Genomic DNA, 12,650 nt, shown 5'->3' on the forward strand with positions numbered 1-12,650 from the left:
TCCCCTAGTGTTTCGTATGGCTCATCTCCCATGAATCCAGGACCGTCTGTCGCTAACTCAAATAGGATTTGTGGTGCCACATTAGAGTAAAGAGAACCAAAATAATATCTTTCTACAAATCCAGAGTTCGGCAACTTAAAGCTGCTCAAACGCTCTTGCCATTGATCTAATTCTGCACGATCTTCCACTCGGAAAGCAGCATGATGGACCGTTCCAAAGCCTTGTCTTGCTTGTGGAAGAATGGTATTAAATTCCACAATGACTTGTGCCCCATTTCCCCCTTTTCCCATCTCAAATAGATGGAAGGAGCCCTCTTGAGAAACTTCTTTCATCAAGAATACCTTCTCTAATACTTCTTTAAAATAATCAAAGTATGCAGTTCGAACAAATATTGGTCCTAATCCTGTGACAGCAAATTCCAAAGGAACTGGACCATTTTGCCATGGGGTGCCTGCTGAAACACCTTCATTCTTTTCATCTGAAATCAATTGATATTGCTGATCATCAAAATCCACGAAAGATACTATCTTTTTACCAAACTGTTCTTGGATTCCTTTATGCTTCACATCATACTTGTCAAAGCGTTTTACCCAATATTCTAATGCAGCATCTGTTGGTACACGGAAGGAAGTTTTAGAAATTTCATTTGTTCCGTGTACACCTTTTGGAATGCCAGGGAAATCGAAAAATGTCATATCCGTACCAGGACTACCTACATCATCCGTAAAGTATAGATGATAGGTTTGAATATCATCCTGATTGACCGTTTTCTTTACCAGACGAAGTCCTAAAACGTATGTGAAAAACTCATATATTTTTTCTGCACTGCTTGTGATTGCCGTAATATGATGAAGTCCTTTTAATTCATTCATTTCTTATCCTCCTAATTATCTCGAATTTGAGATATTTATATAAAAAAATACCTTTAATTAATATATCTTTAATTCGAAATAATTTTAGCATGTAATAGACTATTCGTCAACATAAAAGAAAAACAACTTACGATAAAAATAATCATGCTGTTTTTCTTAAACTCCCAATTAACTATCCCTTTAATGCCAACCCTTCCTCTCCCTATACCCATTCAGGGCTTTCTATCTATCTCCACATTTCTTTTTTATCTAAGTATTTTATTAATCCAAAGAATCCTCTTATTGTAAATAAAGTGAAATTTACACTTGCAAAAGTATGTAGCGGTGACCATTTCTTCCATTTGAATAATTTGCTATTCTTCTCAAAGTACCATTGACCAAGACTCATAGGAACGCTAAACATAAGACTTTTCAATAGTTTCTTTCCTAAGCGATCTTGCTCCGACATTTTCACCCAAACTACACTTAATAGCGGGAAAAATAAAATATCATAAATGATATTTGTTTTAAAAATCTTTGGAAATGGCCGAGCCGGATAAGCAATTTTTTTTGTCCCTACAACATAAGCATCTATTAAAGTTGCAAGAACACCTTTCGAGAAAAATATTAAAAAATTATCTCTTCTCTTTCCTCGAAACAAAAACGGGATAGCAGCCATACAACCAGCCGTCAATAAACGCAACAATAATTTCTCCATAAGTCGTCTCCTGCTTTCAACATAAGATTCTTTTTTAAGTTTTCCATTTTTCAACAAAGTATGCAGAGGAAGGGACGGTTCTTGTAAGACCTATGCCCTCACAAAAACCATCCCTCTGCTTCCTTAAAGTTCATGAAAACTTCACTTCTTTCTAACTATCCATATGTTAAAATGAATGTAACTCACGTCTATTTTGGAGGTAGATAAAATGAATATAGAAGATTTGAGATACCTTCTTGCTGTTAGTAAATATAAGAGTTTCTCTCTTGCAGCAGATGAAATGTGCATTTCACAATCCTCCTTGTCGAAACATATTAAAAATCTCGAAGAAGAATTTGATACCGTTTTCATTGATCGAAAATCCAGAATATTAGCTCTTACAGAAGCAGGTCATGACTTTATCGAACATGCGATCAAAATCTTGAATGACTACAATGACATGGTCATTGCGATGAAAAAACACTCCAATCTCAAAAAAGGGAGAATATCACTTGCTACGATTCCTGTCATGTCCCAATATGGACTTTCTCCTATAATTGTCTCCTTTTCAACTGCATTTCCTCATATTCAAATCGAAATGACAGAAAAAGAAAATAACTTCATCTTAGAAATGATTAGAAATTCCGCAATTGACGTAGCAATTATGCGGATGAATTATATCCCTCAAGGGTTAGTAGATACATACCCGCTGGTAGAAGATGAGCTAGTATTAGTAACTTCAAAGAATCATCATATCGCAGAAAGAAAATCCATCAGTCTTGAAGAAGTAGCAAATGAACATTTTATCCTACTAAATCCTGAATCTGGCATATATCATACCTGCGTGCAGGAATGCAAAAATTTCCAATTTTCGCCAAAGATTCTCTATACAAATAGCAGGATTGAAACAATTCTTGGTCTTGTAGCAGAGGGGGTTGGGGTATCCTTATTAATGAAGAAGGTAATTGAACCTTTTGATCCATCCAAGCTTTCGATTATACAGCTAAACAAAAAAGTGGCAAGTACATTAGCCCTTGTCACTCCAAAACATAAGAAAGTATCTGATGGTACAAAAGCATTTATTGATTTTGTAACCCAGTCCAACGTTTATCATTCTTGACATGAATACCGAATTGATCAAGAATTTTCATAGCTTGATGATTCACTACATCATCAATATTTTTAGGATTATTATAAAAAGACGGCATTGGTGGAACAACTGCTACTCCCATTTTTGAAAGCTTCAGCATGTTTTCCAAATGAATAGTACTTAATGGGGTTTCCCGAGGACAAATGACCAGTTTTCTTCCTTCTTTCAACATTACATCGGCTGCTCTAGAGATTAAGGAATCAGAATATCCATTGGCTATTGCGGCTAATGTTTTCATACTACAAGGAACAATAATCATCCCATTTGTCAAAAAGGAACCGCTTGAAACTTTGGCTCCCATATCCCGATTATCATATAAAAAGGTCGCCAAACTCTCTAGATATTCTAGTGAATAATGTGTTTCCACCTCTAAATTTTTTTTGGCCCAATTACTGATAATGACATGAGAATGTATCTCTTTAAATGGCTGAAGCATTTCTAACAATTTGACTGCATAAATCGTTCCCGTTGCACCTGATATTCCTATTACGATATTCATACAAATCACCAGCTTTCTGTGTTCTTAACTTCTGAAGTTAGTTCGTCTATTACTTCTTTTCCTAGCTCTATACAAAGATCCGTTAATAATGTTATCTCTTCTTTTTGGATATTATCTAAATGTACGCCTCCACAAATAGCAAAATTTCCAGAAAATTGCTTTCTTAAAAGAATGGATAACTCCTCTGTAATATAAAATTCTTTATGTTGCTGAAGCTGAATCGTCTGAATAGGTTCAAGTCTAGCACCAGCTGTAATGGTTCCTAAGTGAGGTCTGTCGCCGCCTGACAGAAAGAGAAGTAAATCTTCCCCCATAAAATAAGCATCCAAGACTACATGTATTCTGCCGCTCTTCTTTTCTCTATGAATCATTTACCTTCACTTCTTTTCTAAATTTATCTTTTCGAGCGTCTTCTCATCCAATGAAGACGCTCTGTAGTTAACTTGTTTATATTAGTTTTTCTACTAAAATATAAGTGCCCAAAGGGAAGCAATTGGCATGACAATGACCAATCCCGGCAGCATATTAGCTACTGGAAAGGACTTAATTCCACAAATTCTTAAACCAGTCACTAGCATGATTATCTCGCCAAGAGCTGAAAAATCCGCAATCAAATGGTCATTTACAAGGGGCAAAATTAATCCCGAGCTAAAAAACAATCCACATAAAATAACTAATTGTGGCACAGCAACTGTTAATACAATATAGCCTAGGGCTGTTGCAAAAATAGCTGCTGTAAAGAAGTCCAGAAACGACTTAGAAAATAAAATAGAAGTATCTCCAGTCATCCCTTCATTAAGAGCTCCAAATATCCCTGTTCCACTAGCACAAAATAAGACAACAATTCCTACGAATTTCTCCATAAAATCAGCAGAATCTGCAGAATCTGCCGAATCAGCGGAACGCTTACTTGAAAAAAGTTTTTCAATTGGTCCTCGTACTTTTTTTGCACACCATTCTATTCCCTTTTCCAATTTAATTAGTTCCCCAATTGCACTTCCGATAATTAAGGCAAGAACTACAGCTGGAAGTGTGTGCACTTTCACAATAAGTACAATCCCCATTCCCATAGAAGCAGCCCCAAAGGTTAATGGTAAAGCAATACGAAGTCTTTCAGGGATTTTGTTGCCAAGAAAGGCACCAATAAATCCCCCCATTAATACAGCTAACGCGTTTGTTAATGGTCCTACTGGCATAGTTATGTCTCCTCCTGGATTAACCTTGAGCAAACGAGACTGGGCAAAGCCTAGCTCTCGTTTACCATTTTTTTCTTATTCAAATAAAGATGGGGCAAATCGCTTAGCATCCATTTCTTTAAACTGTGCACGCTTAAATCTATCTTTAAGGTGAAAAGGCACTGTACAGTCAAAAATAGTTTTACAAGAAATGCCATGATCTTTAATATGTGGACTGTAGGCAGGATCTTGTGATGGATCTAACGGATGGCATCGTACACCTGGAATAAAGACTGTATCCACATCTCCTTGGAATCTCGTATTTAATGCCCATAATACATCATTGCTGTCAAACGGATCGACATCTTCATCAACAAGAAATACATGTTTCAATTCACTAAAAGCCGAAAATGCCAGCAGTGCTGCTTGTCTTTGTCTGCCTTCGTCACTTGGAACACTCTTTTTAAACTGTAAAACAGCCATATATTTACCGCCACCGGCAGAATGAGCATAGACATTTTGCAGCTTGCCAGGCATCGCTCTTTCTACCATTTGTAGAATACTTGCTTCTGTAGGAATACCGGCCATGCTGACATGCTCTTCACTCGGACCAATAACTGTTTGCATGATTGGATTTTTACGATGGGTAACAGCTTTAACTTTAATTAAAGGTACTGCAGGATTTGCCACTCCTGTATAGCCTGGGAATTCTGGCATTGCTTTTCCTGTATCTGTATTTTGATCCTCGCGAACATAGGAATTCGGAATTAATTCTCCTTCAATAACATACTCAGCATTTGCAATTGCATTTTCCTTTATCGTTAAACAAGGAACTAGTTTTACTGCCTCATTACGAAGTGCTCCTGCAACACATAGTTCGTTATATCCAAGTGGCGTAGTCGGTGGTTCAAAACATGCACCTATTTCAATTGCTGGATCAACACCAATGCTAATGGAGATTGGAAGTGGTTTACCTAGTTTTTCTGCTTTTTCCCGGAACACTCCTAAATGACGTGCGCCTGGTGTAAAGAACATGGAAATTTCATCTTTTGATTGTAAGCATAGGCGGTGGATGGTAACATCTGATTCACCTGTTTCCGTATCCGAAGCATAGCACATCCCCATCGTAATATATGGACCAGCATCTTCCTCGGTATTAGTAGGAGCTGGTATTAATTTGCGAATATCAAAACCTGGCTCATCGGCATAGTGCACTACCTCTTGGCACTTTGCTTCTTCATTTGATATAACAACTGGCTGTATAGGATTTTTTACCGCTTCATTCAAAAGAAAACCAAGTCGCTCTGGCTTTTCATTTAACAGTAGTCCCACTCTTTCACGGCTTGCTAGTAGACCAATAATTACACTTGCATCCTCATGACCTTTCACGTTGTTAAAAATCATTGCTGGTCCAATTTGAGTAGGACGCATAACAGTACCCCCGGCACCGATATAACGATAAACACCTGATATTTCTGCATGTGGATCTACTGGTTCATCTGTTTCAATCAATTGACCTGGAATAGAGCGAAGCATTTCAATAGAAGACCGTAAATCATAATCCTGCTTAATATCTTGCAACACTTTCACCAACCTAATCGTCTCCTTCATCCATCATTATTTACTATCTCTTAGCTAAGATAGTTTTATTATAGGACTGCAAAATTACCCACTCAATTCAAATTTGGAAAGATAAAATTCTATAAAGGAATAAGGAAAGGAGAAAGACAGTTTGTAATATACAGCCAGAGAAAAAGAGTTTACTAAAGTAGCGCTCTTCTCTTAGTATCCAGCACAGAGGAAGGATTTTTGAATTCCTCTTAAAAACAATCTTTTTAATAAGCAATTTTTATATAGATAGTTGCTATTTTTACCAAACTATTAGAAAGTGCTAAATACTGAAAGCAGGAGGGAATTTAGAATCTCTATCGGGAACTCGTTAGATTGTAATGTATCAATAAAAAACATAGAAAACGTCGAGAAGAAAGAAGAAAGGAGGTATTAGGGCAAATCAAATGCTTTTTAAGTGAATGGCAAAAATCCAATTGATCACAGTCAACTATTTACGTGAACTGTAAATAATTCTTTCATTTTTTTCTGTCATATAAGAATAATCCCCCTCCAGATAGACTTTTAAGAACATAAAGCAAAGCGCTCTTTTTTCTCTCTTCTACCAAGAAGGGGATTATCAATTATTTCACTCGTATATTTATTTCTGTTTTATCGCTTACTAAAGTTAGCTTTCTTTACGAACCCAAACAAGCATTTCTCCTATGCTCCTATTTGCCCATGCAAAATAAGGAATAAAGGTTAATTCATTTTCTTCAAATTGGTCCTTTGAATACAAGGCATAAAGAGTATCCTCTCCAAAATCTTGAACACTTTTTTTCTTGCCCTGTGTTTTTATCACGCCAATTCCTTCGCACTGTTCTTCCACAAAGTCATATGTGAACTTCGCATTCTTTGAAACTTGTAGTAAATGAAGATTGTTCCCATTGTCTTCTTCTTCCAGACAATAAATAAATGGACCTCGCTGTATAGCAATTTTCCCCATATTCTCTCTGACAAGTGGATTTGCGCTCCACTCTTGAACAGTCATATCTAATTGCAAAGTTATTTCTTCCTTACCATCCCACTCTTTTTCCAATATTAGATAACCATTTTTAATTGGTGGATTATATAAAGTGCTTCCATTCACCTTTACTTCAAATCTTCTGCTCCAATTTGGAATTCGTATTCCTAATCCAAAGGAAGATTTTGTATTGGCTTCAACGATAAAACGAATTAATCCTGACCAAGGATAGTCTGTATGTTGCTGTACATTGACAGAAGTATCCTTTACTTGGAAGATGGATTCATTTTCCATGAACAAATTTACATAAATCGTATCCTGATGTTGTGTATAAATGTATTTATCTAAAGAATTGATTAATCGAGCAAGGTTTGGTGGACAACAAGCACAACCGAACCATGCTGGTCGTGTTACTTTTACATGACTTTTTCCTGGGTCCTTCTCGCTATATTCTGGCACGACTTCAAGTGGATTAACATAGAAGAAGTGCTTCCCATCTAAAGCCATTCCACTTATAACAGAATTGTATAATCCACGCTCTATCACATTCGCATACTCGCTATTTGGTTCATTTTTCAACATTGCTTGCGCAAAGAAAATTAAACCAATGGATGCACATGTTTCACAATACATAGTGTCATTTGGTAAATCATAATCTGCAGTAAATGCTTCCCCGTCTACTGTAGAACCGATTCCACCCGTTATATACATTCGCTTTGTCACAATATTTTTCCATAACCTCTTGCATGCAACTTGCATTTCCCTATCTTTCGTTAATCTAGCTACCTCTGCCATCCCCGTACATAAATACACTAAGCGAACGGCGTGTCCCTCTGCTTTCTCTTGTTCTAACACCGGTTTATGTGCCTGATAGTAACTTAAAGGACGATGTGCCATTCCTTTTATGACTTCTCTCTTACCGTTGTCTTCCCTTCTTTGCCTTGCAAAGAAGCTAGTATCCTGCCCCCGCTCATATAAGAAAAAACGGCTTAATTGGAGGTATTTATCATTTTTTGTACATTCATATAGTTTTGTTAATGCTAATTCTATCTCTTCATGCCCATCATAGCCTCTTATCTTACCATCTTCATAGCCAAAGTTTGCATCAATACAATCAGCCAATTTACAAGCAATGGATAGTGCCTTTTCATTATGTGTTGCTTCATAATAAGCTACTGCTGCTTCTATATAATGCCCTGCACAGTATAGTTCATGACTTTCTGCTAGCATTTTGAATCTTCTCTCAGGCTCTTCAATAGAAAAATACGTATTTAAATAACCATCTTTCTCCTGGGCCAATTGTAGCAAATCAATAACACTATCTGCTAAGTCTCGCAGTTGCTGATCCTCCTCTTTTTGCAAAGAATAGGCAACTGCTTCTAACCATTTATAAACATCACTATCTTGAAAAACCCAACCATAATGATTCCCTTCTTTTAGTCCCGCTGCAATCTTAAAGTTATCGATTGCATGGCTTTTTTCTGATGGAATATAATCATCATTTCTTTCTTTTTCGATGGTTATATCTAAGTGATCATTTAACACGCCCCATTGATAAGGAAGCATTTTCGTTCTCACCTTTTCCATATACTTTCCCCAGAACCGATCTTTAATTTGAATGGTGTTAGTGTTGATATTCGTATTAAGTGTCATACAAATCTACCTTTCTATTGATTATTTTCTAGTCGCTAACTCTATTTGAATATTTCGTTCATTCTTTTCATATTTTGCATAAAACACCATTGGGATAATACCCAATATAAATACAATTGCCGGCAACCAAATAAAGCTAAATTGAATACCTAGTAAAGAAGAGCTTGTTTGGGTAGTATTTGGAATATATCCAAACATACTCATAATCTGTGTTGGCAAGAAACCGCCAAGTCCCGCTCCAGCTTTTATACAAAAAGCGCTTCCAATCGCTGTTAAAAACCCACTAGCACGCACTCCCGTTTTCCATTCGCCATAATCTACTGAATCAGAAAGCATGGCAAACGGCATCGAACAAGCAATCCCTGAACCTATACAACCAATTACCCATCCTGTGATAATGACAGATAAGGAAGCATCTGCAAAATACATGATTACCTGACCACTTGCAGCAAGTACAAATCCTAGAATCATCGTTGAATACTTTTTCGTTAATTTCACAATAAACGGTATTGCTGCCATTCCTAATACTTGAATAATAGAAATACCATTGATGAACGGAACCAATTCTTTCTTCTCTAGATTATATTCGAAATAATATACAATCGTAGAAGTACGAATGGTTAGTCCAATCCAGAAAATCAAGTTGGCTATAATTAAAATAATCCATGGCCAATTACCTTTAACAGCCTTCACACTATGTCTTATCGAAACTGGTTTAATTCTTTCTGTATTTATTTCTCTTAAATTGGCAAAGGCTATTAAAAACATAACAACAGCTATCACAGCAAACACTGCTACAGCCAATGGAAAACCCTTTTGATCATTCCCATTTCCCAATAAGGCCGCTAAAGGAAGGGTGAAAGTGACAGCTAAGAAATTCCCAACATTACCGCCGACCATACGGAATGAATTTAAAACAACACGCTCATTCGGATTACTGGATAGATTCGGCAAAATAGAGGTGATAGGAGTAGCAATTCCTGTATAGCAGATTCCTGCTAGTATATAAGTAATAGCTGCATAAGCAATTTTGGCACCACCATCTAAATTCGGTGTAACGAATGTTAATACCGTAAAGATAGCAAACGGGATGCTCATCCATAAAAAGTAAGGTCGACTTTGTCCATACTTTGATTTTGTTCGATCAATAATCATTCCCCATATTGGTGCATCCACTGCATCTACTAATCTTGCAATTAACAGTAATGTTCCTGCTACCCCAACAGATAGCCCAAATACATCTGTATAAAAATAGAGTAAGTAGCTACTAATGATGCAGTATAATAAATTTCCTCCCGTGTCTGTCAGAGCATAACTAATTCTTCTGTGAAAAGGTACTTTTTCATCCAATAAATTAGTTGGTATTTTTTCTAAATACTGTTTTTCTTCCATTACCTTAACCTCCTACACTCAATTCAAGTAAACGCTTACCATTCCATCTATAGGTACATTTTAAGGGTTTTCAAAACAAAAAAGTACCACTAAAAAAGTAGAATTAGTGGTTATATCCGACAACAATTATGAAAGGATAAACCTTAAAAATCATCCTTATGTAAACGATTTATTATGGTATAATCATCAATGTAAGCGATTATATTTTTCACTCCCGAAAAATAGTGGTTAAATACGACTTTTGGTACACAAAAATGTTTGCGTAAGGTGTGATAATATGGATGAAATATTTCAATTTCCCATTAGTGTTCCATTAATGTATTATAAGTGCGGACAATTTGTAAGTAATGCTGGATGGATGCATAAACCTATGTGTTTAAACGGAGATTACGAACTCATTTTAGGTCTACAGGATACGATTTATTTAGAAATTGAAAAAACTAGATTAGAGGTAAATCCTGGGGATGTATTACTAATTCCTCCTACTATTCACTATCAAGGATTTGCAGCCTCTAAGGAGAATGCAAGCTTTTACTGGATGCACTTCTTCCCGCGAAAAGATGTAAATAAAATAAGTAAAACTCAATTATCTCATTATTTATTCACCCAAGATATTAATCCAACAAATGATGCGCTAAATGGTTCTGCTTTTCTACCATCCTTTTTTCATTTGAAGCAATCGACAAAGGCTTTAATTCTTATGAAACAAATACTAGATATCTCTCACAGTAATTATTATAGTACCTATGCTGTTGATTACTTGGTTACCTCTTTGCTGCTTGAACTTACGAATCAATACACACAGCAGCTACTTCAATTCCATCATCAGGATAGTGAATCGTCTCAAAAGTTTTCACAAATACTTGAATGGGTTCGAGTCAATATATATAAAGATTTAACGGTAAAAGAAATAGCCGAAAAGTTTTCTTTTAATCCAGACCATTTGACGAGAATGTTTAAAAAGAGGGTAGGTATGAGCACAATCAAATATATTAATACGTTAAAAATTAACAAGGCGAAAGAAATGCTTTGTATTACCAATAAAACGATTAAGGAAATTGCATATGATCTCCACTTTATTGATGAGAAATACTTTATGAAGTTATTTAAAAGCTATGAAGGAATGACACCCACTCAATACAGAGATGCCTATACACGCATTTATATTAATAATAAATTTGTTGATCCTGATATCCCTCTTCCCCATCATTTAAAGCATTTAGAAGGATGAGAAAAAAACATAGGGACGTTTCTTGTGAGAGAACCGTCCCTATGTCACTTATGCAAGCTGTTTACGAATATTTTCTTCGTTTCGCTCATATTTCGTGTAGTTTAGCATGATAAGAGCGCCTACGATAAAGAAGATGGCTGGTAGCCAAGTAAAGCAGAATTTAATTGCAGCTAAGGATGTAGCCGTTTGGGTTGCGTTTGCTACATATCCTGCTTGCCCCATAATAATGGATGGAATAAAACTTCCTAATCCTGAACCAATTTTGATACAAAAGGAGCTTCCAATGGCTGTTAGGAATCCACTTGCTCGGATACCTGTTTTCCATTCTCCGTAATCGACGGTATCTGATAGCATCGCAAATGGTAATGTTACAGCAATCCCTGTACCAAGAGAAGCGATCACCCATCCGAAGATAATATCGATATACTGCTTCCAGCAAATGCGATAACAATTTGACCAAGGGCAGCAACAATAAAGCCAAGAATCTGCGTATGCGTTTTCAAGAATTTCTTGACGATAAATGGAATGATTGTAATAGATACCATTTGGAAAACGACGAGTCCATTTAAAAGGGAAGCAAGATTTTTATGATCTAAATTATATTGAGCGTAATAAATTACGGTTGCCGTTCTCGATGTATTGCCCAGCCAATAAAAGATAAAGGCAAGAACTAACGTAATCCATGGCCAATTTCCTTTCATTGCTCTGAAACTTTCACGAATAGGAATCGATTTGATGCTACTCGTATTGATTTCTCTCGTTCCTGAGAAAGCAAACAGCAAAAGAGCAATAGCGATAACCGCATAAATTCCTACTGTTATTTGAAATCCAAGTTTATCGTTTCCATTCCCAAAGAAAGCAACAAGTGGCAATGTAAAGGAAGCCGTAATTAGATACCCAATCATTCCCCCATTACTTCTCCAAGAATTTAATCGAACTCTTTCCGTAGAATTATTCGTTAAGTTCGGTAAAATTGCAGTAATCGGTGTCGCTACTCCCGTATAAACCATACCAGCAACAATATAAGTAATTAAAGCATAAACTACTTTCGCAGTAGGTGATAAATCAGGTGCTAAGAAGGCCAAAAATACGGTTAGCCCGAAAGGAACAGCTAGCCATAGCCAATATGGACGATTCTTTCCCCACTTTGTATTGGTATGGTCGATAATTAATCCCCAAATCGGTGCATCTAGTGCATCAAAAATACGTGCAATCAGAAGAATTGTTCCTGTAGCAGCTACTGATATTCCAAATACATCTGTATAGAAATACATGATAAAGCTAGTCATTGTGCAGTACAGCAAATTCCCTGCTGTATCTGTACTTGCATAAGCCAACACTTTTTTTAAAGACATTTTTGATTCTTGGTCTTTAGGTATTTCTTCTTGTATATACTCCGCTCTATTTTCACTCATTATCTATGATCCTTT

General features: G+C 36.3%; 10 protein-coding genes and 1 pseudogene. 2 read left to right on the forward strand and 9 right to left on the reverse strand.

Annotation, left to right across the window (positions count from 1 at the left end):
• A partial coding sequence (locus RTL21_RS03705) for a VOC family protein (protein WP_312093452.1) occupies positions 1-872 on the reverse strand: 872 nt, incomplete at its 3' end.
• Between the two features lie 226 nt (positions 873-1,098).
• On the reverse strand, positions 1,099-1,569 hold the full coding sequence (locus tag RTL21_RS03710; protein WP_312093454.1) for a CBO0543 family protein: 471 nt from the start codon (positions 1,567-1,569) through the stop codon (positions 1,099-1,101).
• Positions 1,570-1,777: 208 nt separating this feature from the next.
• Between RTL21_RS03710 and RTL21_RS03715 the strand changes: the two genes are divergently transcribed.
• Positions 1,778-2,668: a LysR family transcriptional regulator gene (locus tag RTL21_RS03715; protein ID WP_312093456.1), complete on the forward strand. Its 891-nt coding sequence runs from the start codon at positions 1,778-1,780 to the stop codon at positions 2,666-2,668.
• On the opposite strand, the gene RTL21_RS03720 is transcribed toward RTL21_RS03715, so the two are convergent.
• The 6 genes from RTL21_RS03720 to RTL21_RS03745 all read right to left on the reverse strand — a co-directional run bounded on the left by RTL21_RS03720 (position 2,628) and on the right by RTL21_RS03745 (position 9,989).
• A complete protein-coding gene (locus RTL21_RS03720) occupies positions 2,628-3,197 on the reverse strand; it encodes a UbiX family flavin prenyltransferase (RefSeq protein WP_312093458.1) in 570 nt (189 codons plus the stop codon). The two genes, RTL21_RS03715 and RTL21_RS03720, sit on opposite strands and share 41 nt — an antisense overlap.
• Before the next feature lie 5 nt (positions 3,198-3,202).
• Entirely contained in the window at positions 3,203-3,568 is a 366-nt protein-coding gene (gene lpdD / locus RTL21_RS03725; RefSeq protein WP_312093460.1) for a prenylated flavin chaperone LpdD, read from the reverse strand.
• A gap of 93 nt (positions 3,569-3,661) precedes the next feature.
• Positions 3,662-4,393, reverse strand: a complete 732-nt coding sequence (locus RTL21_RS03730) for a DUF554 domain-containing protein (RefSeq protein ID WP_312093462.1) — start codon at positions 4,391-4,393, stop codon at positions 3,662-3,664.
• A gap of 75 nt (positions 4,394-4,468) precedes the next feature.
• Positions 4,469-5,962, reverse strand: coding sequence for a UbiD family decarboxylase domain-containing protein (locus tag RTL21_RS03735; RefSeq protein WP_312093464.1), 1,494 nt, complete (start codon positions 5,960-5,962; stop codon positions 4,469-4,471).
• 646 nt (positions 5,963-6,608) lie between these two features.
• Positions 6,609-8,597 (reverse strand): glycoside hydrolase family 127 protein, encoded by a 1,989-nt coding sequence (locus RTL21_RS03740; protein ID WP_312093466.1) that lies wholly within the window; start codon positions 8,595-8,597, stop codon positions 6,609-6,611.
• A gap of 21 nt (positions 8,598-8,618) precedes the next feature.
• Positions 8,619-9,989, reverse strand: a complete 1,371-nt coding sequence (locus tag RTL21_RS03745) for a glycoside-pentoside-hexuronide (GPH):cation symporter (protein WP_312093468.1) — start codon at positions 9,987-9,989, stop codon at positions 8,619-8,621.
• A 277-nt stretch (positions 9,990-10,266) separates the two neighbouring features.
• Between RTL21_RS03745 and RTL21_RS03750 the strand changes: the two genes are divergently transcribed.
• Positions 10,267-11,220, forward strand: coding sequence for an AraC family transcriptional regulator (locus RTL21_RS03750; protein ID WP_312093470.1), 954 nt, complete (start codon positions 10,267-10,269; stop codon positions 11,218-11,220).
• A gap of 48 nt (positions 11,221-11,268) precedes the next feature.
• Here RTL21_RS03750 and RTL21_RS03760 read toward each other — a convergent pair.
• Positions 11,269-12,635 (reverse strand): annotated as a pseudogene (locus RTL21_RS03760) (glycoside-pentoside-hexuronide (GPH):cation symporter).
• Positions 12,636-12,650: the final 15 nt, after the last annotated feature.

It is taken from the genome of Niallia sp. (genome assembly GCF_031978665.1).
Taxonomy (GTDB): Bacteria; Bacillota; Bacilli; order Bacillales; family Cytobacillaceae; genus Niallia.

What these genes read in the sequence shown, in the direction of transcription:
- RTL21_RS03710 (WP_312093454.1), bottom strand. Translation starts at nt 1,569, where the DNA reads ATGGAGAAATTATTGTTGCGTTTATTGACGGCTGGTTGTATGGCTGCT.
- RTL21_RS03715 (WP_312093456.1), top strand. Translation starts at nt 1,778, where the DNA reads ATGAATATAGAAGATTTGAGATACCTTCTTGCTGTTAGTAAATATAAG.
- RTL21_RS03720 (WP_312093458.1), bottom strand. Translation starts at nt 3,197, where the DNA reads ATGAATATCGTAATAGGAATATCAGGTGCAACGGGAACGATTTATGCA.
- lpdD (WP_312093460.1), bottom strand. Translation starts at nt 3,568, where the DNA reads ATGATTCATAGAGAAAAGAAGAGCGGCAGAATACATGTAGTCTTGGAT.
- RTL21_RS03730 (WP_312093462.1), bottom strand. Translation starts at nt 4,393, where the DNA reads ATGCCAGTAGGACCATTAACAAACGCGTTAGCTGTATTAATGGGGGGA.
- RTL21_RS03740 (WP_312093466.1), bottom strand. Translation starts at nt 8,597, where the DNA reads ATGACACTTAATACGAATATCAACACTAACACCATTCAAATTAAAGAT.
- RTL21_RS03745 (WP_312093468.1), bottom strand. Translation starts at nt 9,989, where the DNA reads ATGGAAGAAAAACAGTATTTAGAAAAAATACCAACTAATTTATTGGAT.
- RTL21_RS03750 (WP_312093470.1), top strand. Translation starts at nt 10,267, where the DNA reads ATGGATGAAATATTTCAATTTCCCATTAGTGTTCCATTAATGTATTAT.